Annotated in this window: 19 protein-coding genes and 1 pseudogene; 11 read left to right on the forward strand and 9 right to left on the reverse strand. The window is 64.4% G+C overall.

The genetic code is table 11. The features are described 5' to 3' along the window. Positions 1-28: 28 nt before the first annotated feature. Complete coding sequence (gstA, locus tag G4G31_RS00250) at positions 29-634, reverse strand: glutathione transferase GstA (protein ID WP_182989808.1); 606 nt, start codon at positions 632-634, stop codon at positions 29-31. A 321-nt stretch (positions 635-955) separates the two neighbouring features. Continuing rightward, positions 956-1,345, reverse strand: a complete 390-nt coding sequence (locus G4G31_RS00255) for a hypothetical protein (protein WP_182989809.1) — start codon at positions 1,343-1,345, stop codon at positions 956-958. 614 nt (positions 1,346-1,959) lie between these two features. On the opposite strand from G4G31_RS00255, the gene miaB reads away from it, so the two are divergent. The 4 genes from miaB to G4G31_RS00275 all read left to right on the forward strand — a co-directional run bounded on the left by miaB (position 1,960) and on the right by G4G31_RS00275 (position 5,269). Further along, positions 1,960-3,321 carry a tRNA (N6-isopentenyl adenosine(37)-C2)-methylthiotransferase MiaB gene (gene miaB, locus G4G31_RS00260; protein ID WP_182989810.1) on the forward strand — a complete coding sequence of 454 codons (1,362 nt, stop codon included), beginning with the start codon at positions 1,960-1,962 and terminating at the stop codon, positions 3,319-3,321. Beyond that, positions 3,318-4,421, forward strand: a complete 1,104-nt coding sequence (locus G4G31_RS00265; RefSeq protein WP_182989811.1) for a PhoH family protein — start codon at positions 3,318-3,320, stop codon at positions 4,419-4,421. Before miaB ends, G4G31_RS00265 begins: the two co-directional genes overlap by 4 nt. Beyond that, positions 4,402-4,875 (forward strand): rRNA maturation RNase YbeY, encoded by a 474-nt coding sequence (gene ybeY, locus G4G31_RS00270; RefSeq protein WP_182989812.1) that lies wholly within the window; start codon positions 4,402-4,404, stop codon positions 4,873-4,875. Before G4G31_RS00265 ends, ybeY begins: the two co-directional genes overlap by 20 nt. A 67-nt stretch (positions 4,876-4,942) precedes the next feature. Further along, positions 4,943-5,269: a hypothetical protein gene (locus G4G31_RS00275; protein ID WP_182989813.1), complete on the forward strand. Its 327-nt coding sequence runs from the start codon at positions 4,943-4,945 to the stop codon at positions 5,267-5,269. Between the two features lie 180 nt (positions 5,270-5,449). Here the strand turns inward: G4G31_RS00275 and G4G31_RS00280 are convergent, their stop codons facing one another. Both G4G31_RS00280 and G4G31_RS00285 read right to left on the reverse strand, forming a co-directional pair. Next, positions 5,450-7,681 carry a xanthine dehydrogenase family protein molybdopterin-binding subunit gene (locus tag G4G31_RS00280; protein WP_182989814.1) on the reverse strand — a complete coding sequence of 744 codons (2,232 nt, stop codon included), beginning with the start codon at positions 7,679-7,681 and terminating at the stop codon, positions 5,450-5,452. A 9-nt stretch (positions 7,682-7,690) separates the two neighbouring features. Beyond that, a complete protein-coding gene (locus tag G4G31_RS00285) occupies positions 7,691-8,143 on the reverse strand; it encodes a (2Fe-2S)-binding protein (RefSeq protein WP_182989815.1) in 453 nt (150 codons plus the stop codon). A 150-nt stretch (positions 8,144-8,293) separates the two neighbouring features. On the opposite strand from G4G31_RS00285, the gene G4G31_RS00290 reads away from it, so the two are divergent. From G4G31_RS00290 to G4G31_RS00320, 7 genes are all read left to right on the forward strand, one after another. Then, positions 8,294-9,181 (forward strand): HlyC/CorC family transporter, encoded by an 888-nt coding sequence (locus G4G31_RS00290; protein ID WP_182989816.1) that lies wholly within the window; start codon positions 8,294-8,296, stop codon positions 9,179-9,181. Between the two features lie 90 nt (positions 9,182-9,271). Further along, positions 9,272-10,774, forward strand: a complete 1,503-nt coding sequence (lnt, locus tag G4G31_RS00295) for an apolipoprotein N-acyltransferase (RefSeq protein ID WP_229425242.1) — start codon at positions 9,272-9,274, stop codon at positions 10,772-10,774. Between the two features lie 99 nt (positions 10,775-10,873). Beyond that, positions 10,874-11,797, forward strand: a complete 924-nt coding sequence (gene glyQ / locus G4G31_RS00300) for a glycine--tRNA ligase subunit alpha (protein ID WP_182989817.1) — start codon at positions 10,874-10,876, stop codon at positions 11,795-11,797. Between the two features lie 29 nt (positions 11,798-11,826). Then, positions 11,827-13,914, forward strand: a complete 2,088-nt coding sequence (gene glyS, locus G4G31_RS00305) for a glycine--tRNA ligase subunit beta (RefSeq protein ID WP_182989818.1) — start codon at positions 11,827-11,829, stop codon at positions 13,912-13,914. Between the two features lie 9 nt (positions 13,915-13,923). After that, positions 13,924-14,481: a D-glycero-beta-D-manno-heptose 1,7-bisphosphate 7-phosphatase gene (gene gmhB, locus G4G31_RS00310; RefSeq protein WP_182989819.1), complete on the forward strand. Its 558-nt coding sequence runs from the start codon at positions 13,924-13,926 to the stop codon at positions 14,479-14,481. A gap of 69 nt (positions 14,482-14,550) precedes the next feature. Further along, positions 14,551-15,243, forward strand: coding sequence for a 1-acyl-sn-glycerol-3-phosphate acyltransferase (locus tag G4G31_RS00315; RefSeq protein WP_182991623.1), 693 nt, complete (start codon positions 14,551-14,553; stop codon positions 15,241-15,243). Between the two features lie 44 nt (positions 15,244-15,287). Then, on the forward strand, positions 15,288-16,193 hold the full coding sequence (locus G4G31_RS00320) for a M48 family metallopeptidase (protein ID WP_182989820.1): 906 nt from the start codon (positions 15,288-15,290) through the stop codon (positions 16,191-16,193). 620 nt (positions 16,194-16,813) lie between these two features. On the opposite strand, the gene G4G31_RS00325 is transcribed toward G4G31_RS00320, so the two are convergent. The 5 genes and pseudogenes from G4G31_RS00325 to G4G31_RS00345 form a co-directional block, all read right to left on the reverse strand. Beyond that, positions 16,814-17,359 (reverse strand): YcxB family protein, encoded by a 546-nt coding sequence (locus tag G4G31_RS00325; protein WP_229425243.1) that lies wholly within the window; start codon positions 17,357-17,359, stop codon positions 16,814-16,816. 47 nt (positions 17,360-17,406) lie between these two features. Beyond that, on the reverse strand, positions 17,407-18,687 hold the full coding sequence (waaA, locus tag G4G31_RS00330) for a lipid IV(A) 3-deoxy-D-manno-octulosonic acid transferase (protein WP_182989822.1): 1,281 nt from the start codon (positions 18,685-18,687) through the stop codon (positions 17,407-17,409). After that, positions 18,684-19,606 (reverse strand): annotated as a pseudogene (waaC, locus tag G4G31_RS00335) (lipopolysaccharide heptosyltransferase I). The gene waaA and the pseudogene waaC overlap by 4 nt, the downstream one beginning before the upstream one ends. An 82-nt stretch (positions 19,607-19,688) precedes the next feature. Then, positions 19,689-21,074: a phosphomannomutase/phosphoglucomutase gene (locus G4G31_RS00340; protein ID WP_182989823.1), complete on the reverse strand. Its 1,386-nt coding sequence runs from the start codon at positions 21,072-21,074 to the stop codon at positions 19,689-19,691. Further along, entirely contained in the window at positions 21,037-21,387 is a 351-nt protein-coding gene (locus tag G4G31_RS00345) for a hypothetical protein (protein WP_182989824.1), read from the reverse strand. The genes G4G31_RS00340 and G4G31_RS00345 overlap by 38 nt, the downstream gene beginning before the upstream one ends. Positions 21,388-21,433 lie beyond the last annotated feature (46 nt).

Below are 21,433 nucleotides of genomic sequence, written 5' to 3' on the forward strand. Positions count from 1 at the left end.
CCGCCAATACACATACGACGACGTACGATTATTGAAGCAGGCCTTCCGCGCGCAGTGCCTGCTGCACTGCCGGACGCGCGCCGATACGGGCACGGTAGGCTCCCAATGCCGGCAAGCCGCTCAGGTCGAACTTGATGACGTCGGTCCAGCTTAGTACGGTAAACAGATAGGCATCGGCGACGCTGAAGGCCTTACCGAGGTACTCGCGGTCTTCCAGTTGCGCGGCCACGTACTCGAGACGCAGGCCGAGCATCCTGCGCGCATGCGCCTTCATGTCGTCGGTCGCGGCCGGATTGAACATCGGGCTGAAGTTCTTGTGCAGCTCGCTGGAAATGAAGCCCAGCCAGCCGACGATCTGGTAGCGTGCGACCTCGCCCACTGGCGGCAGCAGGCCCGCGCCCGGCACCAGGTCGGCCAGGTACTGGACAATGGCGGGCCCTTCGGTCAGGACGGTACCGTCGTCCAGCGCCAGCGCCGGCACATAGCCTTTCGGATTGACGGCACGGAAATCCGCGCCGCTCGCCGTCAGCTTGTTACGCAGGTCGACGCGCTCGGCCGTGAAGGGCAGCCCGGTTTCGAGCAAGACGATGTGCGGAGAGAGCGAGCAGGCGCCGGGGCTGAAATACAGTTTCATGGATGTCCTTTATGGGTATCGACAAGCCTGCGCCAGGCGGCGTGGCCGGCGCGGCAGGGCGAGAATACAGCAATCGTGCCTTCATTGCCGTGACTGCGCGGGACGGGAAGCTTCAGATGGCCAGGGACGCCACGGCCGGGAAGCCGACGCGGCAAAGAGGAAACAGGAGGAAAAACGGAGGAAAAAAAGGCGACAACGCATCTGCGCTTCGCCAACGGTACGCGCAAAAAGAAAAGGCAGCGTGCGTGACGTCCTCAGGACGCCAAGCCGCTGCCTGGCATAACCGAAGGCATGGCAGTCAATCCTGCCACGCCCACGGTATTAGTGCGCATAGTTGCCGGACGACGAAGGCGTTGCGTCGTTGGTCTGCGACTGTTGCTGTTGCTGCTGTTGCTGGGCGGCTGCCGCTGCGGCTGCCTTCTCTTCTGGCTTCGGACGGCCTTGCGCGTCGGACAGGCGATATTTCGTGCGGCGGTCGCCCATCAGGTCGCGCAGGTCGCGAATGCTCATGCCGGTGACTTCGTGCATGCGGATCAGCAGCGAGGCGCCGACCGGCAGGCGGTGGTGGCGGATCTTGCTGATGACCGGCGGGGCCACTTCGAGCATGCGCGACAGCGCAGCGTCATTTTTCAGTTGCATCTTGCCCAGCAAAATGTCGAGCAGATGGTTCGGGTTGTAGCTTTCCTGTGAAGACAAAGCATGATGTGCCATGATTTTTTACCTCGTGAGTGTGGTTTAAAATAGTTCCGTTACGAACTTTGTTAAAGACTGTACTTTCATCAACATAGTTCCCGGCACGCTCTTGAACAATTAAACAGAACCAGTCTGAATCTTTGCTTAAGAACTATGCCGACGTGCATGCGCTCTGCTTAACACTCCCCCGAACGCACTTGTCTTTCCAACAAATTATCAGACTCCTACGCCTGCCTTACCTACGTCCGGAGCACATGACTCATTGTTGGAAATCAAGCTATCGTGTGGAAAGCTTGTCACATAGGCATTTCAACACATGGGGATAATTTGTGGCGCACGCAAGAGATTTCTTCCGCTAATTTGTGTAAAAGAATTTGGAAGGAACCCGTTGATTTACATCAGGAAATAATTTGCGCAAACGCGCACTCAGCCTTGGTTGCCGCGTTTTGATTCCTTCGCGCAATTTAACAATCTGAGCATGTTGATAATCGTTTCAGGCGAGGCAACAATTAGTTCCATTCGGTATGCAACCATCCGGTCGCGCACGCCAATTTTGGTCGCGGTAGGCGATTTACGTTAAACTGGCCTGCCGCCTTGTCAAAGCATCAGCACACCTTTCAACGAAGCACCTCATGCAGAAAAAAGTATTCATCAAAACCTTCGGCTGCCAAATGAACGAGTACGACTCGGACAAGATGGCGGACGTGCTGGGCGCGTCCGACGGACTCGTGCGCACCGATAAACCCGACGATGCCGACGTCATCCTCTTTAATACTTGTTCTGTGCGCGAAAAAGCGCAGGAAAAAGTGTTTTCGGATTTGGGCCGCCTGAAAGAACTCAAGCGCGCGCGCCCCGACCTCATCATCGGTGTCGGTGGTTGCGTTGCATCCCAGGAAGGCGAGGCCATCGTCAAGCGCGCACCGCATGTGGATATGGTGTTCGGGCCACAAACCCTGCATCGCCTGCCCCAGATGATCCGCGAACGGCGCAGCAGCGGCACGGCCCAGGTCGACATCAGCTTTCCTGAAATCGAGAAGTTCGATCACCTGCCGCCGGCCAAAATCGAAGGTCCGGTGGCCTACGTGTCGATCATGGAAGGCTGCAGCAAGTATTGCAGTTACTGCGTGGTGCCTTATACCCGCGGCGAGGAAGTGTCGCGCCGCTTCGAAGACGTGCTGACCGAAGTGGCCGGCCTGGCGGCCCAGGGCGTCAAGGAAATCATGCTGCTGGGGCAGAACGTGAATGCCTTCCGCGGCGCCATGGAAAATGGGGACACCGCCGACTTCGCCCTGCTGCTGGAATACATTGCCGCCATTCCCGGCATCGAACGCCTGCGCTTCGTTACCAGCCATCCGAAGGAATTCACCCAGCGCCTGATCGACGCCTACGCGAAGATCCCGCAGCTGGTGAACCACCTCTACCTGCCCGTGCAGCACGGGTCGGACCGCATCCTGCAAGCCATGAAGCGCGGCTATACCGGCCTGGAATATAAATCGATCATTCGCCGCATTCGCGCGGTGCGTCCGAATATCGCCATCTCCTCCGACTTCATCGTCGGCTTCCCCGGCGAGTCCGATGCCGACTTCGAGGCCATGATGAAACTGGTCGACGATGTGGGCTTCGACAACAGTTTCAGTTTTATCTTCAGCAAGCGTCCGGGCACCCCGGCCGCCAACCTGGAAGACGACACTCCGCACGAGGTCAAGCTCGTGCGCCTGCAACGCCTGCAAGCCCTCATCGACGCCAACACGCGCAAGTTCAGCGCGGCCATGGTCGGCACCGTCCAGCGCGTGCTGGTCGAGGGACCGTCAAAGAAAGATCCGAACGAACTGCAAGGCCGCACCGAGAACAACCGGGTGGTCATTTTCGCGCCGGGCGAACTTGGCGCCACGCTGATCGGCCAACTGGTCGACGTGCGCGTGGTCGAGAGCCTGGATTACTCATTGCGCGGCGAACTCGTCGCCAACTCAGATACGATTGCCCAAGCCAGTTGAAAACACAAAACCCAACCCAGCCTTCGTACTTCATTCCCGAGCCGATGGATAACACCCGGCTCGCCCACCTGTGCGGTCCGCTCGACGAAAACCTGCGCCAGATTTCCGCGGCGCTCGACGTGACCATCTTCCGCCGCGGCGAGAAGTTCATCGTCAACGGCGCCAACGCCGAGCGCGCGGTCGAACTGCTCGAGCGCTTCTATGCCGTGGCGAACAAGGTCGTGCCGATCGAGGAAGTCCAGCTGGCCCTGGTCGAGCAACGCGCCGGCCTGCGCCCGACCATCGAAGGCGCGGCCCAGGACACTGCGCAACCCGAGGCCAAGCGCCCCGGCAGCGGCGATGAGGATGGCGCCGAAGGGAGCGAAGCCGACCCGGAACTCGTCAGCCCGATGCTCAAGACGCGCCGCAGCGACCTGCGCGGCCGCACCCCGCACCAGATCCAGTACCTGAAAGCCGTGCTCGAGCACGACATCAGCTTCGGCGTCGGCCCGGCCGGTACCGGCAAGACCTATCTTGCCGTCGCCTGCGCCGTCGACGCCCTCGAGCGCGACGCCGTGAAGCGCATCATCCTGACCCGTCCGGCCGTCGAGGCGGGCGAGCGCCTCGGTTTCCTGCCTGGCGACCTCAGCCAGAAGGTCGATCCTTACCTGCGCCCGCTGTACGACGCGCTCTACGATCTGCTCGGCTTTGACCGCACGCAAAAACTCTTCGAAAAGCAGGTCATCGAGATCGCCCCGCTGGCCTACATGCGCGGCCGCACGCTGAACCACGCCTTCGTCATCCTCGACGAGGCGCAGAACACGACGGTCGAGCAGATGAAGATGTTCCTGACGCGTATCGGTTTCGGCAGCAAGGCCGTCATCACCGGCGACGTCACCCAGGTCGACCTGCACAAGACCCAGCGCTCCGGCCTGGTCGATGCCATCCACGTGCTGAAGGATGTGCGCGGCATCGCCTTTACCCACTTCTCGAGCGCCGACGTGGTGCGCCATCCGCTGGTGGCGCGCATCGTCGACGCTTATGACAAGGCCAGCGCCGTCCAGGAAATGGGCGCGCTGCCAAAACCCGCCACGGCCCGAAATGCAAGAAAAAAACCATGAGCTTGACCTGGACGTCCAGTACCCGGACGCCCGCCTCGAATCGACCATCACGCCCGAGCTCGTCGAGCGCTGGGTGCGCGCTACCCTGCTTGGCCCGGCCGAACTGACGATCCGCTTCGTCGACAGCGCGGAGGGGCAGACGCTGAACCGCACCTATCGCGGCAAGGACTACGCCACCAACGTCCTGACCTTTGCCTACAACGAGGGCGAGGAGCTGGGCGAGGACGAGCCGACCCAGGCCGACATCATCCTGTGCACGGACGTGCTGCAGCGCGAAGCCGAGGAACAGAAGAAGACGGTCGAGGAGCACGCGGCGCACCTGGTCGTGCACGGCGTGCTGCATGCCCAGGGATACGATCACGAAGTCGACGAGGAAGCCGAGGAGATGGAACAGTTCGAGCGCGACATCATGGAAGTGCTCGGGTATCCGGATCCCTACGCCGACAACGCCTGAGGTGCCGGCCTTGGGCGCTGGCGCCATGTTGATGAAGCCAATGCGACATGGGGCGGCGGCATTGCTGATGCTGCTGCCGCTCGGCGCATCAGCCCAGGAGCTCTCCGAGGCGCGCTATATCGGTGCGATGGAAGGCGCGGCGCAAGCCTGCGCTGCGGCGTATCCTGCCCAGGCCCGTGTCTACCAGGACGCGGTGCGGCGCCTCGTGGCTTGCCACCTGAACGATGAGCAATTTAAAAGCTGGCAGGCGCGGCTGCGTGCCAGCGCCGAATACAGCGCCAGCGTCGAGCAGGGGCAACGCAGCCTCGACAAGCATCCGGCCAACCGCGAACGGCAGTGCCGCAGCTTGCAGGAGCTTGTTTGCGGGCCAGGGACAAAGCCGAGCCAGCCATAGCCTGGCGCGGCACCGGCGTGCATTGCCACCTGCTTGCTATGAGACCGCATGGGCACGGAGTGCCCACCCTACGAAAAGCCGCAACCTGTAGGGTGGGCACTTGTGCCCACGCGGTCTCATCGCTTGGTACCAGACACCATCAAGCGATGAGCCACAAATGCCCAAGGCGGAGCTCTCCCTTCACGCCCGTCCCAACTGCTCCCCGATCGGCAACTTGCGAATCCGCTTGCCCGTGGCCGCGAATACGGCGTTCGTCAGCGCCGGTGCAATTCCCGCCGTGCCCGGCTCACCGATACCGCCCGGTTCATCCCGGCTGTTGACGATGTGGACTTCCACCTTCGGCGCCTCGTTAATGCGCATCATGCGGTAGTCGCCGAAATTGGTTTGCTGCACGCGGCCACGATCCAGCGTGATCTCGTTCCACAGCGCTGCCGTCGCCCCGAACACGATGCCGCCCTCCATCTGCGCGACGATGGTGTCGGGATTGACCGCCTGCCCGCAGTCGACCGCACAGACCACACGGTGCACGCGTACGTCGCCATCCGGCCCCACCGACACCTCGGCCACCTGCGCCATATAGCTGCCGAAAGCAAACTGGGTCGACACGCCGCGTCCGACCTTGCGGCCGGCAATCGGCGCCAGCGGCTTGCCCCAGCCCGCCTTTTGCGCCGCCAAATTGAGCACGGCCAGGGTGCGCGGCGATTTATCGAGTAGTCCGCGGCGAAACGCCACCGGATCCTGCTTGGCCGCATGCGCCAGCTCGTCGATGAAACTCTCGACCACGAACACGTTATGGGTCGGGCCCACGCCGCGCCAGAACGCCGTTGGCACACCCGGCGGTTCGTGACGCACGTATTCCACACGCATGTCGGGAATCGTGTACTGCAGGTCGGCAGCACCCTCCACCGCATCCGGATCGACCCCGTTCTTCATGGCCGGCGGCGCAAAGCGCGACATGATCGACGAACCGGTGACACGGTGGAACCAGGCGGCCGGTTTACCCTTGTCGTCCAGGCGCGCGGCCAGCCGGTCCACGTAATACGGGCGGAACATGTCGTGCTGGATATCTTCTTCGCGGGTCCAGATGAATTTCACGGGCCCTTTCATCAGCTTGGCGAAGGCGACGGCCTGGATGACGTAATCGACTTCCAGGCGCCGGCCGAAGCCGCCACCAATATAGTGGTTGTGTACAGCCACTTTCTCGACAGGCAGCCCTGCCACCTTGGCGGCGGCGCCCTGGGCCAGCGCCGGCACCTGGGTGCCGACCCACAGGTCGCAACCGTCTGCGCGCAAGTCCACCGTGCAATTCATCGGTTCCATGGTCGCGTGGGCCAGGAAGGGCATCTCATAGACGGCCTCGATCTTGCGGCCGCCGTCGCGCGCCAGGGCGTCGATGGCATTGCCCTTGTCCGCGGCAACGGCGCCGCCGCCCTGCGACACCTTCATCATGTCGGCGACGATGCCCTTCAGGTTCACCTTGCCGTTGGCACCATCGTCCCAGCGCGGCGCGGCGGCAAGCAGGCCCTGCTTCGCGGCCCAGAAGTGATCGGCGACGACGGCCACCGCCCCCTCCAGGCGCAGCACCTGGCGCACGCCCTTCACCGCCATGGCTTTCTGCTCGTCCACGCCGACGAGCTTGCCACCCATCACGGGCGAGGCCGCCACCGCGGCGATGCCCATATTGGGCAGGCGCGCATCGATACCGAACTGGGCCGTGCCATTCACCTTGGCCGGGGAATCAAGGCGGCGCATGTTCTTGCCGATCAGCACAAACTGCTCGGGATCCTTCAACTTGACGTTTTTCGGCAGGTCCATTTTCGAGGCAGCATCGACCAGCTCGCCGAAATGGGCCGAACGGCCGGACGCCTGGTGCCTGACATTTCCCGCCACCACCTGCAACTCGTCCGTACCGACGTTCCATTGCTTGGAGGCAGCGGCAATCAGCACGCTGCGCACCATGGCACCTGCTTCGCGCAGCGGCTTCCAGGCACCGCGCACCGAGGTCGAACCGCCCGTTACCTGGCCGCCCAGCAGCGGATCGGCATAGAGCTCGTTGTTCGCCGGTGCCTGTTCGAGTTTGACCTTCGACAGATCGGCACCCAGCTCTTCCGCGAGCAGCATCGGCATCGCCGTGAAGGTGCCCTGCCCCATCTCGACCTTGTGGACGATCAGGGTGACGATGCCCATGCGGTCGATGCGGATGAAGGCGTCGCGCGCCAGCCCGGGCTGCGTTTCCGAATGGGCCGTGCTAGCCTGGCCGACCGCCTTCTCCGGCGGCGCCTCCTTCCGATCATTCTCCTTCTGGCAACCGAACAGCGAGAAACCGAACAGCAATCCCCCGCCGGCGGTGGCGCCGAGCTGCATGAAACGGCGGCGCGCGTTCGACACCTGCAGGTCTTTGTCCTGGCTCATGTGCGCTCCTTATTTGGCGGCGGCGATCTTGATCGCCTGGCGGATCCGTCCATAGGTACCGCAGCGGCAGATGTTGCCCGACATGGCATTGTCGATATCGGCGTCGCTCGGCTTCGGCGTCGTCTGCAGCAGGGCCGTGGCCGACATGATCTGGCCCGACTGGCAATAACCGCACTGCACCACGTCGATCTGGCGCCAGGCATCTTGCACCTTGGCACCGACAGGATCATTGCCGATCGCCTCGATCGTCACGATCTTCTTGCCCGCCGCCGCCGACACCGGGGTGACGCAGGAGCGGATAGCCTGGCCGTCGAGGTGCACGGTGCAGGCGCCGCACAGGGCCTGGCCGCAGCCGAACTTGGTACCGGTCAAGCCCGCGACGTCACGCAGCACCCACAACAAGGGCATGTCGTCGGGCACGTCGAGGGTGGTGGCAGTGCCGTTAATGGTAAGGGCGGGCATGGGGCGTTTCCTTTGCATTTGACCAATTGTCATATCATATGCGAAGGCGCTGCGGCACGCTGAGGCCGAGCGCGCACGCCTGCCTGCCACTCAGGCCGGGGCGCTTTTGGTGTATCCTATGCCAATCGCAACAACGGCTTCACGCCAACTATGCCCGAGTATCCCAGTGACGTCCGATCGGACGCCAAACCCCACCGGTCGCTTTTCGAAAGACTGACCGCACTCATTTCCCCTGAGCCAGAAAACCGCACCGAGTTGCTTGAAGTGCTGCATGAAGCACACGAGCGCAACCTGATCGACGCCGACGCCCTGTCGATGATCGAAGGTGTGTTCCAGGTCTCCGACCTGTCCGCGCGCGACATCATGGTGCCCCGGTCCCAGATGGACGTGGTCGACATTACCGATCCGATCGAGGAATGGCTGCCGATCGTGCTGCAAACCCAGCACTCGCGCTTCCCCGCCATCGAAGGCGAGCGCGACAAGGTCGTCGGCATTCTGCTGGCCAAGGATTTGCTGCGCTATTACACGGAAAAAACCTTCGACGTGCGCGCCATGCTGCGCCCGGCGATCTTCATTCCCGAATCGAAACGCCTGAACGTACTGCTGCGCGATTTCCGCGCCAACCACAACCACATGGCCATCGTCGTCGACGAATACAGCGGCGTCGCCGGCCTGATCACCATCGAAGACGTGCTGGAACAGATCGTCGGCGACATCGAGGACGAGTACGACTTCGACGAGGAAGAAGATAACGTGTTGTCGGTCAAGGAAGGCCAGCTGGGGCCCCGCTGGCGCGTGAAAGCCCTGACCGAGATCGACCAGTTCAACGAGGAAATCGGCGTCGACCTGCCGGCCGACGACGCCGACACCATCGGCGGCTTCGTCGCCGGCCACCTCGGCCGCATGCCCCACAAGGGCGAGGAATTTACGCTGGGCAATCTGCGCTTCGAGGTGCTGCGCGCCGATGCGCGCCAGATCCACGTGCTGCTGGTAGAAAAGCTGCCACATTCCGCGACCAATCGCGACGACGACGAGTGATGTTGCGTCGCCGTTCGACTCCCGCCGCGCCGGCTGACCTGGCTGCGGCTGCGGCCGCGCGCGGCACCCGCCCCTTCCGCCGCCGCGCTGGTGACTGTCGCCCTCGCCGGCGGCGCCTCCCTGTTTTCCTTCGAGCCTTTCGGCTGGTGGCCGCTGCAGTTCCTCCTGCTCGCTTACCTGTTCTACCAGGTCGGCCTTGGCAGCTCGGTCAAGCGCGCCACCCTGCTTGGCTGGGCCTTCGGCTTCGGCTGGTCGGTCGGCGCGATGTGGTGGCTGTTCATCTTCATGACCCGCTTCGCCCACCTGCCGGCCATCCTTGGCGTGATCGGGGTCGTCATCCTGGGCCTGTACATGGGCCTGTTCGGCGCCTTTGCCACCGGCGTGGCGAGCTGGCTGCGGCGGCGCTGGTCGCTGCCGCTCGGCGCTTTCGTGTTGCTGGTCTTGCCCGTCACCTGGGGCGTCTCCGAATGGATGCGCGGCTGGGTGTTTACCGGTTTCCCCTGGGCCGCTTCCGGCTACGCGCACGATCGTTCTCCGCTGGCCGGCTACGCGCCGCTCGTCGGCGTCTATGGCATCGGTGTCATTGTCGCGCTTTGCGCAGGCTGCCTGGTCAAGCTCACCCAGCGCAAGCGCCTGCTGACGCTCGACCTGTTCGCCGTGTTGCTGCTGGTCGGCATGAGCCTGCGTAGCGTCGAGTGGACCCATGTGACGGGTGCGCCGCTGACGGTACGCCTGTTGCAGGGCGCTATCCCGCAAGACCGCAAATTCGACTACGCCTTCCTCGAGAGCATCCTGGACCAGTATCGCGGCATGATCACGGCGGCCCCGGCCGACCTGATCGCCACGCCGGAAACGGCCATTCCCGTGTTCGCCCACATGCTGCCGCCGGGTTATCTCGAGAGCCTGCAGCGCTTTGCCAGTGTAAACGGCAGCACGCTGGCACTCGGCATGCCCTTGCTCGACGGCCCCACACAGTACGCCAACAGCGTGGTCGCGGTGTCGCCGCAGCCCCAGCCTTACCGTTACGACAAGGCGCACCTGGTGCCCTTCGGCGAATTCATTCCGCCGGGATTCCGCTGGTTCACCGACATGCTGAACATTCCGCTGAGCGACGCCACCCGCGGCAAGCCGCTGCAGGCGCCGTTCAAGGTGAAGGATCAGTGGGTGTTGCCGAACATTTGCTATGAAGACGTGTTTGGCGAAGAGATCGCCTACCAGCTGCGCACCGCCCCGCAACCGGCGACGATGCTGCTGAACGTGTCGAACCTGTCCTGGTACGGGCAGTCGAGCGCGGTACCGCAGCACCTGCAAATTTCGCGCATGCGCACCCTGGAAACGGGCCGGCCGATGCTGCGCGCGACCAACGACGGCGCCACCGCGGTGATCGACCATCGCGGCAAGGTCACCCACCTGCTGCCCTTCTACACGAAAGGCACGCTGAGTGCGACCGTGCGCGGCACCGCGGGCATGACGCCCTACATCCGCTTCGGCAACGCCCTGTTCCTTTTGCTGGGCGCGCTGGCGCTGGCGGCTGCCTGGTTTTCGGGCCGCAAATACCGCCTGAAAAAGGCCAATGTCGGCAAGATGGGTTGAATCCGGTCCCAGATGCCGGGTAAAACCCGCTAGAATTGTCCTTATTGACAAACCTGCAAACCTACAATGTTCGCGCCGCCATGCGTGCGCCCATAGCCGATGCTCACATTCCAACAAATCATTCTCACCTTGCAGTCCTATTGGGATAAACAAGGTTGCGCCCTGCTCCAGCCGTATGACATGGAAGTTGGCGCCGGCACTTTCCACACCGGCACCTTCCTGCGCGCGATCGGACCGGAACCCTGGCGCGCCGCCTATGTGCAGCCTTCGCGCCGTCCGAAGGATGGCCGCTACGGCGAAAACCCGAACCGCCTGCAGCACTATTACCAGTACCAGGTCGTGCTGAAGCCGGCGCCGGAAAACATTCTCGACCTCTACCTCGGTTCGCTCGAAGCGCTGGGCCTGGACCTCAAAAAGAACGACGTGCGCTTCGTCGAGGACGACTGGGAAAGCCCGACCCTGGGCGCCTGGGGCCTCGGTTGGGAAGTCTGGCTGAACGGCATGGAAGTGACCCAGTTCACCTATTTCCAGCAAGTCGGCGGCCTCGACTGCAAGCCGGTGCTGGGCGAGATCACCTACGGCATCGAGCGCCTGGCGATGTACCTGCAGGGCGTGGAAAACGTCTACGACCTGGTCTGGACCGAGTGGGAAGAAAACGGTACCACCAAGAAGCTGTCCTACGGAGACGTCTTCCACCAGAACGAAGTCGAGCAGTCGACCTACAACTTCGAACACGCCAATACCGACCTGCTGTTCCAGGCCTTTGCGAATCACGAATCGGAAGCGAAACGCCTGATCGAGCTGGAACTGACCCTGCCGGCCTACGAGCAGATCATGAAGGCCTCGCACAGCTTCAACATGCTCGATGCGCGTGGCGCCATCTCGGTAACCGAACGCGCCGCCTACATCGGCCGCGTGCGCACGCTGTCGCGCCTGGTGGCCCAGGCCTATTACGACTCGCGCGAGAAGCTCGGCTTCCCCATGGCTCCGCAGGCAGCCGAAGTTGCCCTGTCCGCCGCCTAAGCGCCTTTCCGGATCAGACAAGAACACACATGAATCAAACACTCCTCGTCGAACTGCAGACCGAAGAACTGCCGCCCAAAGCACTCGTCAAGCTGGGCGCGGCTTTCGCCAACGGCATCGCCAACGGCTTGAAAGCGCGCGGCTTCCTGGACGACGGCAGCGTCGTCACCCCGTATGCCACCCCGCGCCGCCTGGCCGTGTCGATCACCAGCGTGCGCGCCACTTCGCCCGACAAACGTATCCGCGAAAAGGTGCTGCCGGTGTCGGTGGCCCTGGACAAGGACGGCAACCCGAGTGCGCCGCTGGCCAAGAAGCTGGCCGCACTGGGCTTCCCCGACCTGAAGATCTCCGATCTCGAGCGCGCCCAGGACGGCAAGGCCGAGAGCTTCTTCTACAGCCACACGGCGCCGGGCAGCGCCCTGTCCGGCGGCCTGCAGGAAGTCCTGCTTGATACGGTCGCCAAGCTGCCGATCCCGAAGGTGATGAGCTACCAGAGGCCAAGCGGCGCGACCGTGCAGTTCGTGCGCCCGGTGCACCTGTTGCTCGCCCTGTTCGGCGAACAGGTGCTGCCGCTGTCGCTGCTCGGCCTGGAAGCCGGCCGCCACACGATGGGCCACCGTTTCCTGTCGCACGGCCAGCCGGTGGCGATCACCCATGCGGACAACTACGCAGCGATCCTCGAGAACGAAGGCAAGGTCCTCGCCGGTGCCGAGGCGCGCAAGGAAAGCATCCGCCGCCAGCTGCTGGAAAAGGCGGGCGGCGACCAGGTGCTGATGCCGGAATCGCTGCTGGAAGAAGTGGCGGCGCTGGTCGAGTGGCCGGTCGTGTACGAATGCCGTTTCGAGGAGACTTTCCTCGATGTGCCGCAGGAATGCCTGATTTTGACCATGCAGACGAACCAGAAGTACTTCGCGCTGACGGATGCGCATGGCCGCCTGCGCTCGCGCTTCCTGATCGTCTCGAACATCGCAACCGAGGACCCGCAGCATATCGTCGGCGGCAACGAGCGCGTCGTGCGCCCGCGCCTGTCGGATGCAAAGTTCTTCTTCGAGCAGGACAAGAAGAAGACGCTGGAGTCGCGCCTGCCGCAGCTCGCCAACGTGGTCTACCACAACAAGCTGGGCACCCAGGCCGAACGCACCGAACGCGTCACGGCGCTCAGCGGCGCGATCGCCAGGCGCCTCGGCTACGACGTGCAACTGGCCGAACGCGGCGCGCGCCTGGCCAAGGCCGACCTGCTGACCGACATGGTCGGGGAGTTCCCCGAGCTGCAAGGCATCATGGGCACCTATTACGCCCGCAACGACGGCGAGAACGAGGAAGTGGCGCTGGCCGCCTCCGAGCACTACCAGCCGCGCTTTGCCGGCGACAAGCTGCCCTCGACGAATACCGGCCTCGTGGTCGCGCTGGCCGACAAGCTGGAAACCCTGGTCGGCATCTGGGCCATCGGCCTGCAGCCGACCGGCGAGAAGGATCCGTTCGCCCTGCGCCGCCACGCCCTGGGCGTGATGCGCATGCTGGTCGAGAAGCGCCTGCCGCTGGCGATCTCCGAACTGCTGGCCGATGCGGCGGGCGTGTTCGCCGGCCAGGCGGCCTTCAAGGATCCGCGCGAGGAAGTGCAGGCCTTCATGCTCGATCGCTTGCGCGGCATGCTGCGCGAGCGCGGCTTCACGCCGAACGAAGTGGAAGCGGTGCTGGCCCAGAACCCGGACCGCGTCGACGACGTTGTCGCCCGCCTGGAAGCCGTGCAGGCCTTTGCCGCGCTGCCGGAAAGCGTGTCGCTGGCCGCGGCCAACAAGCGCATCACCAACATTCTCAAGAAGACCGACGCGGCCATCGGCCAGGTATCGAACGCCCTGCTGCAGGAAGAAGCCGAGCGCAAGCTGGCCGCCAGCATCGAGCGCGTGCGTCCGGAAGTCGATGCGGCCTTCGGCGGCGGCGATTTCGCCGGCACCCTGAAAACGCTGGCGCAGCTGCGCGACGACGTCGACGCCTTCTTCAACGACGTGATGGTGATGGCCGAGGACGAGGCGCTGCGCAACAACCGCCTGGCCCTGCTCTCTTCGCTGCACGGCATGATGAACCGCGTCGCCGACATCTCGAAGCTGGCGGCGTAAAGGCAGTCAATGAAGCTGATCATCCTCGACCGCGACGGGGTCATCAACCAAGATTCGCCGGACTTCATCAAGAGTCCGGCCGAATGGATTCCGATCCCCGGCTCGCTGGAGGCGATCGCGCGCCTGAACCAGGCCGGCTACCGCGTCATCATCGCCTCGAACCAGTCGGGCATCGCGCGCGAACTGTTCGACATGACGACGCTGAACGCGATCCACCAGAAGATGCACAACCTGGCGCAGCAGGTGGGCGCGGACATCGACGCGGTGTTCTTCTGCCCGCATGCGGCCGCCGACAACTGCGACTGCAGGAAGCCCAAGCCCGGCATGTTCGAGGAGATCAGCAAGCGCTTCAAGGTCAGCCTGAAAGGCGTGCCGACCGTGGGCGACTCGCTGCGCGACCTGCAGGCCGGCTTCGTCAAAGGCTGCCTGCCCTACCTGGTCCTGACCGGCAAGGGCGAAAAGACCCACCAGACCGGCGGCCTGCCGCCCGGCACCCAGGTATTTCCCGACCTGGCCGCCATGGTCACCGCGCTGCTCAAGGCAGCGCCCCGTTCCCAGTCCAACTGAAGTCGAAAGAGAGAATCGTTCTTGCGTACCGTCGTCCCCTTCCTGCGTTCCCTGCTGTTTTCCATCGTGATGGTGCTCGCCACCGTGGTGTGGGCCTGCGTCTGCTTCCTGGTCGCGCCCCTGCCCTACAACAAGCGTTTCTGGGTGACCTCGCGCTGGAACGTGTTCATCATCTGGTGTGCCAGGGTCATTTGCGGCATCCGCTACCAGTTCAAGGGCTACGAGAACCTGCCGGACGCGCCGGCGATCGTGCTCTCGAAACACCAGTCGGCCTTCGAGACGATCTTCCTCTTGCCGAACCTGACCCGTCCCCTGGTCTTCGTATTCAAGAAGGAAATCCTGTATATCCCCTTCTTCGGCTGGGCGATGGCGCTCCTGCGCATGATCCCGATCGACCGCAAGGAAGGCAAGAACGCGTTCGGCCACGTGGTCCGCCACGGCAAGCGGCGCCTGGCCGATGGCCAGTGGATCATCATGTTCCCCGAGGGGACGCGCATCCCTGTTGGAAAAAAGGGAAAGTACAAGAGTGGTGGGGCACGCCTGGCTGTCGAAACCCAAGCCGTGGTCGTCCCGATCGCGCATAATTCAGGTGAATGCTGGCCGAAGAATTCCTTCATCAAGCGGCCAGGCCTGGTGACGATTTCGATTGGCAAACCGATATCGCCGCACAACCACACTCCCGACAGTCTGATGCAAGAGGTCGAAAATTGGATAGAATCAGAAATGCGCGTCATTTCGCCCCACGTCTACACCGGTGGCTGAACGAAGTTGGCGCCCTGATCAAAGCACCTCCACCGCAGCAAGACATGACTTCCCCAAAGATCGACGGGCCCCAGCTGGATTTCTTTTCGCAGGATGATTCGGCGCCGCGGGCGCCGGCCGCAAAACCGGCTCCGCCGCCACCGCAACCCCTGTTCAAGGCGCCGCCCGCGCCTCCCCGCATCACCCTGCCCTCCCCGCCACGCACGCCCGACGATCCGCCCCTGCGCCGCATCGTGCTCGGCCACTACGCGGTCGACTACGAACTGAAACGCTCGGCGCGCCGCTCGATCGGCTTCATGATCGACGACGACGGCCTGCACGTGACGGCGCCGCGCCGCGCCACCCTGCCCGACATCGACAATGCGATCCGCGCCAAGCAGCGCTGGATCCTGACCAAGCTGCACGAACGCGGCGAGCGCCGCGCGAAACGCGACGAGCGCGCACCGGTGACACGGGAAGACGGCGCGCGCCTGCCCTACCCGGGCGGCGAGATCGTGCTGCGCCTGCAACCGGCCGCGCGCAGCCACTGCGTATTCGATCCCGAGACACGCGAACTGCGGGTGGGCGTGACGGCAAACCTGTCGGAAGCGCAGCTGAAGGAACGCGTCAAGCTGTGGTTCCAGGCCGAGGCCAAGCGCCTGTTCACCGAGCGCCTGGCACTGTTCGCACCGCAGTTGGGCGTGCATTACCGCTCGCTGACGCTGTCCTCGGCCGGCACGCGCTGGGGTTCCTGCACGGTGGCGGGCAACATCCGCCTGAACTGGCGCCTGATCCACTACGCGCCGGCGCTGATCGACTACGTCGTGGTGCACGAACTGGCGCACCTGCGCGAGATGAACCACAGCCCGGCCTTCTGGGCGGTGGTGGGCGAGGTGTTCACGGACTACGATGGCGCGCGGCTGGAGCTGAGAAGGCGCTCGCACGAGATGCCGGTGCTGTTTGGGGATTGAGGGAGTTGTCGGCGCGACTGGTGCCTTGGCAGCCAGTCCATGGACAAGATGCATGACGCCGCTGTACGACCGCGTGGGCTCAAGAGCCCACCCTACCCAATCGCGACTCGTAGGGTGGGCTCTCGAGCCCACGCGGTACGGCGCGTGATCTGACGGTCAGCGCGCGACTGGAGCTGAGAAGGCGCTCGCACGAGATGCCGGTGCTGTTCGGGGATTGAGGGAGTTGTCGGCGTGACTGGTGCCTTGGCAGCCAGTCCATGGACAAGATGCATGACGCCGCTGTACGACCGCGTGGGCTCAAGAGCCCACCCTACCCAATCGCGACTCGTAGGGTGGGCTCTCGAGCCCACGCGGTACGGCGCGTGATCTGACGGTCAGCGCGCGGCTGGAGCTGAGAAGGCGCTCGCACGAGATGCCGGTGCTGTTTGGGGATTGAGGGAGGTGTCGGCGTGACTGGTGCCTTGGCAGCCAGTCCATGGACAAGATGCATGACGCCGCTGTACGACCGCGTGGGCTCAAGAGCCCACCCTACCCAATCGCGACTCGTAGGGTGGGCTCTCGAGCCCACGCGGTACGGCGCGTGATCTGACGGTCAGCGCGCAGTACCACCGGAGATTGACTTACCCCAGCGCGTGATCGCGCCGGGCGTCGGCCAGCACGCGCATCACGCCACGCTGGGCGTCGTCGAGGCAGCGGAACGGGATCGGCAGCGTACCGCGTTTGAGCACCATCATGAAGCCGCGCGAATAGGTGCGCACGGCCATCACGTCTTCCCAGTTGATCAGGGTGACGCCGCCGCTGGTGCGCACGATGCCGTGCTCGTCGATCGTGAATTCATAGGTGCGGCGCCCGCGCCCGAGCATCACGAAATGGAAGGCGGCGCTCAGCGTGGTCTTGATGCGCAGGTAGAGGCTGGCGGGCCAGCGGATGCGGCGGCGGCGGATCAGGAAACCGCCGTGCTGCCACATGAAACCGATGTACTCGCGCAGCGAGTAGCGAACGAAAAAATGTAGTGCACCAAGGCCGGCGCTGGCCAGGCTGGATGGCAATACCGGTGTCTCTCCAACAGCACCGAAGAAACCTTCGTCCGCTCCCTCGGCGGACTTCTGCATCGTGACTGGCATCACGGGCGTGCTGTTGGCCGGTCCTGGGTGATTTGATGACATGCTCATCCCCTTCTTGTACCGAGCTCAAAAAGCAATGGTAACAAAACTTATACGATTTCCTGTTGCAAGAGTTCAACAGTGCGCAGGGTCGCACCACGATGGCGGGCAGCGAACGCGGCCGCCTGGGCACCCATCGCCGCGCGCTCGTCGGTATTGCCCAACAGGGCGACGGCCCGGTCCAGCAAGTCCCCGGCATCGGCCACGCGCACGGCGCCGCCGGATGCCACCGCTTCCTCGGTTGCGTCGAGGAAGTTGAACGTGTGTTCGCCCACCAGCACCGGCTTGCCGAGGGCGCAGGCCTCGATCAGGTTCTGGCCACCCAGGGGCAGCAGGCTGCCGCCGATGAAGGCGCAGTCGCAAGCGGCGTAATAGGCGAACATCTCGCCCATCGAGTCGCCCAGCAGGACATCGGCCTCCACAAGGACACCCGGCATCGCCTCGCTCAGCTGCGAACGGCGCTGCAGGCGCAAGCCGCGTGCACGCACCAGCTCCGCGACTTCGTCGAAACGCTGCGGGTGGCGCGGCACCAGCACCAGCAGCATGCCCTTCGGGCGCTCGTGCATGCGCGCATAGGCGTCGAGAATCAGCGCCTCCTCGCCATCGCGCGTGCTGGCGCACAGCAGGACCGGGCGCTGCGGGAAGCGCGCGCGCAGCCAGGCGCCCTTCTCCGGAACCGCCTCAGGCGGCACCACGTCGAACTTGATGCTGCCCGTGACCGCCACGCGCGGCGCGCCCAGTGAGCGGATGCGCGCGGCGTCCTGTCCGGTCTGGGCGGCCACCGTCGTGATCGCACGCGCGGCTTCGCCCATGAGGGTGCCGAAGCGCTGGCCGCGGCGCAGCGAACGCTCCGACAGGCGTGCATTGACCGGGGCTACCGGTACGCGCGCCTTTGCGCAGCTGTCGATCAGGTTTGGCCAGACTTCCGTCTCCATCAGGATGCAGATGCGCGGCGCGAAATGGCGCAGGAAGCGGCGCACCATGAAGCCGGTGTCGTAGGGCAGGTAGGACTGGATCACGCGCTCGCCGTGGCGGGCGAACAGCGCGCGGCCGGTGGCGCGGCCGGTCGGCGTCATGTGGGTGAGCAGCACGCGGCAGTCCGGCCAGCGCGCCAGAAGCGCCTCGACCAGCGGTTCGGCGGCGCGGGTCTCGCCCACCGAGACGGCATGCACCATGAAGGTCATGCGCGGTGCCGGGCGCGCACCGTAGAAGCCGAGGCGTTCGCCGACCTGCGCGCGGTAGCCCGGCTCCTCCCGTCCGCGCCACCACAGGCGGCCCAGCACCAGTGGCAGCGCCAGCCACCACAGGAAGGAGTACAGCGTGCGGTTCATGGCGCGCCCAGCAGGCGATGCGCGGCGGCGATCACCTCGCCCGTGGCGGGTGGCGTGCCCTTGTCGCCCAGGTTGACGATGCGCGGTGACCAGTTGCCCTCGGTCTTCCACTTGGGCGAATCGGCATAGATCTCGACCGTCGGCCGATAGAAGGCCGCGGCGATATGGGTCAGGCCCGTGTCGACGCCGACCGCGAGACCGGCGTAGCGCGCCAGCTGCACCGCGTCCATCATCGACAGCTTCGGCAACACGCGCGCGTTCGGCAGCGAAGCGGCCAGCAGCTCGGCCTCGCGCTTTTCGCCTTCCGAGCCCCGGGCAGCAGCACCGTCATCGGCGCCGGGGCCTGGCCGAGGGCGATCCAGTTGGCCGCAGCCCACTTCTTGGCGTCGCGCGCGGTACCGTGGAAGAAGACGGCGTAGTCGGCAGCCGGCAGCCAGTCGGGGCGCTCGGCTGCGTTCGGCGGCGGCAGGCCGAAGTCGGGCTGCGTATCGACCGCATAACCGAGGGCGGCGCCCGCTACCAGGCGCCCGCGCGCCACCGCATGGGTGCGCGGGTCGAGCGGAATGCTCTGTGTATGGAAGAAGCGCGAGACGCCTTCGTAGCCCGAGCCTTCGCTGCCGTTGGCCAGGCCCACCTTGCGCCCGCCGCGCTTGACGCGGGCGGCGCCCATGATGATGCCGGTCTTGAGCAGGCCCTGGGTGTCGAACACGACGTCATATTCTTCTTCGCGCAGGGTGCGGAAGAAGGCACGGATCTCGGCGCGGTTGACCGGCTTGCCCAGGCCCTTGCGCCAGCGCCGAAGCGCGAACGGAATGATCTTGCGGACGTGCGGGTTCAGGCGCACCAGGCTGACGTAGCCCTCTTCCACCACCCAGTCGATGGTGGCGTTCGGATGGTGGCGCAGGAGATCGGCCACCATCGGCAGGTTGTGCAGGACATCGCCCAGGGACGACACCCGCACCAGCAGGATTTTCACATCAGGCTCGCTTCACGGGCTTGCATCAAAACGGCAGTTTCGCATCCGCCTTTGCCGCCAGGATGACGCTGCGGAATTCGTCCTGGATGCGGGCCAGCGCTTCCGGCGTCTCGCCTTCGAAACGCAGTACCACCACCGGCGTCGTGTTCGACGAGCGCGCGAGGCCGAAGCCGTCCGGGTACTCGACGCGCAGGCCGTCGATGTCGTTGATTTTTTCCGAGCTCGGGAAGGTAGCGTCGGTGCGCAGCTTGTCGATCAGGGCAAAGTTCTCGCCCTCGTTCAGGTGCAGGTGCAGTTCCGGCGTGCTGATCGCCATCGGCAGCGCCTTCAGCACGGCGGATGGATCGTCGTGGCGGGTCAGCAGCTCGAGCATGCGCGCGCCCGCGTACAGGCCGTCGTCGAAGCCGTACCAGCGGTCCTTGAAGAAGATGTGGCCGCTCATTTCGCCGCCCAGCGGGGCACCGGTTTCACGCAGCTTGGCTTTCACCAGCGAGTGGCCGGTCTTGTACATCAGGGCGCGTCCCCCGTGCTGTTCGATCCACGGGCCGAGGTGGCGCGTGCACTTGACGTCGTAGAGGATCTCGGCGCCCGGGTTGCGCTCGAGGACATCGGCCGCGAACAACATCATCTGGCGGTCCGGATAGATAATGTGGCCATCCTTGGTGACAATGCCGAGGCGGTCGCCGTCGCCATCGAAGGCCAGGCCGATCTCGGCATCGGTGCTCTGCAGCGCGCGGATCAGGTCCTGCAGGTTTTCCGGGTGGGCCGGGTCCGGGTGGTGGTTCGGGAAGTGGCCGTCGACTTCACAGAACAGCTCGACGACTTCGCAACCCATGCCGCGGTACAGGTCGCCCGCGAAGGCACCGGCTACGCCGTTGCCGCAATCGACCGCGATCTTGATCGGACGCGCCACCTTGACGTCGCCGATGATGCGTTCGAGGTAGGCCGCGCGGATGTCGTGGGTGCTGTAGCCGCCCTGCTGGGCCGCGCTGCTGCCGTCGTGGGCCACGATGCTGTCGTACAGGCCGGTGATGGCATCGCCGTAGATCGCCTCGCCCGCCAGTACCATCTTGAAGCCGTTGTAGTCGGGAGGATTGTGGCTGCCGGTGACCATGATGCCCGAGCGCGTGCCATCGAGTACGTTGGTGGCGAAGTAGACCATCGGGGTGGCGACCATGCCGAGGTCGACGACGTCGACGCCGGCGGCCTGCAGGCCTTCGGCCAGGGCGGCGCTCAACGCCGGCCCCGACAAGCGGCCATCGCGGCCGATGACGACCTTGCGCTCTCCCTTGGCCAGCGCGGCCATGCCGAAGGCCTGGCCGATCTGGCGCGCCACGCCCGCGTCGAGCGTGCTGTCGATCACACCGCGAATGTCATAAGCTTTGAAAATCGTTTTGGAGAGAGCAACCATGTTCCACCTTGAAGAGTCGGACACCACCATGCCCAGCCGCCTGCGAAACAGGAGCGTGGCAGGCACCACAATATGAGAAGAATGACAAAACGGGGATATTGTAACGGCAAGCGCCGCCAAGCGCGAAACGGCTGAGCTGCCAGAGCCACCGGCGAACGCCGGTGAGGTGATCGATTACTTTATTACGCCTGGCTTCAGGGCTTTCAGGGGTTCTGAAGCGGAAAGCCGTCAGCGCAAGGATCTCGGGAAACCGTAGCGAGCGGAAGAAGTTTCGGCCGAGAAGCGCAGCTGTACGGCTGTACAGCCGGTCCACAGCGTCTCAGGCCGAAAATTCGACGCGCAGTCGGTTTATCGAGATC

It is taken from the genome of Massilia sp. Se16.2.3, from assembly GCF_014171595.1.
In the GTDB taxonomy this organism is placed as follows: domain Bacteria; phylum Pseudomonadota; class Gammaproteobacteria; order Burkholderiales; family Burkholderiaceae_D; genus Telluria.

What these genes read in the sequence shown, in the direction of transcription:
- gstA (WP_182989808.1), bottom strand. Translation starts at nt 634, where the DNA reads ATGAAACTGTATTTCAGCCCCGGCGCCTGCTCGCTCTCTCCGCACATC.
- G4G31_RS00255 (WP_182989809.1), bottom strand. Translation starts at nt 1,345, where the DNA reads ATGGCACATCATGCTTTGTCTTCACAGGAAAGCTACAACCCGAACCAT.
- miaB (WP_182989810.1), top strand. Translation starts at nt 1,960, where the DNA reads ATGCAGAAAAAAGTATTCATCAAAACCTTCGGCTGCCAAATGAACGAG.
- ybeY (WP_182989812.1), top strand. Translation starts at nt 4,402, where the DNA reads ATGCAAGAAAAAAACCATGAGCTTGACCTGGACGTCCAGTACCCGGAC.
- G4G31_RS00275 (WP_182989813.1), top strand. Translation starts at nt 4,943, where the DNA reads ATGCTGCTGCCGCTCGGCGCATCAGCCCAGGAGCTCTCCGAGGCGCGC.
- G4G31_RS00280 (WP_182989814.1), bottom strand. Translation starts at nt 7,681, where the DNA reads ATGAGCCAGGACAAAGACCTGCAGGTGTCGAACGCGCGCCGCCGTTTC.
- G4G31_RS00285 (WP_182989815.1), bottom strand. Translation starts at nt 8,143, where the DNA reads ATGCCCGCCCTTACCATTAACGGCACTGCCACCACCCTCGACGTGCCC.
- G4G31_RS00290 (WP_182989816.1), top strand. Translation starts at nt 8,294, where the DNA reads ATGCCCGAGTATCCCAGTGACGTCCGATCGGACGCCAAACCCCACCGG.
- glyQ (WP_182989817.1), top strand. Translation starts at nt 10,874, where the DNA reads ATGCTCACATTCCAACAAATCATTCTCACCTTGCAGTCCTATTGGGAT.
- glyS (WP_182989818.1), top strand. Translation starts at nt 11,827, where the DNA reads ATGAATCAAACACTCCTCGTCGAACTGCAGACCGAAGAACTGCCGCCC.
- gmhB (WP_182989819.1), top strand. Translation starts at nt 13,924, where the DNA reads ATGAAGCTGATCATCCTCGACCGCGACGGGGTCATCAACCAAGATTCG.
- G4G31_RS00315 (WP_182991623.1), top strand. Translation starts at nt 14,551, where the DNA reads ATGGTGCTCGCCACCGTGGTGTGGGCCTGCGTCTGCTTCCTGGTCGCG.
- G4G31_RS00320 (WP_182989820.1), top strand. Translation starts at nt 15,288, where the DNA reads ATGACTTCCCCAAAGATCGACGGGCCCCAGCTGGATTTCTTTTCGCAG.
- G4G31_RS00325 (WP_229425243.1), bottom strand. Translation starts at nt 17,359, where the DNA reads ATGTCATCAAATCACCCAGGACCGGCCAACAGCACGCCCGTGATGCCA.
- waaA (WP_182989822.1), bottom strand. Translation starts at nt 18,687, where the DNA reads ATGAACCGCACGCTGTACTCCTTCCTGTGGTGGCTGGCGCTGCCACTG.
- G4G31_RS00340 (WP_182989823.1), bottom strand. Translation starts at nt 21,074, where the DNA reads ATGGTTGCTCTCTCCAAAACGATTTTCAAAGCTTATGACATTCGCGGT.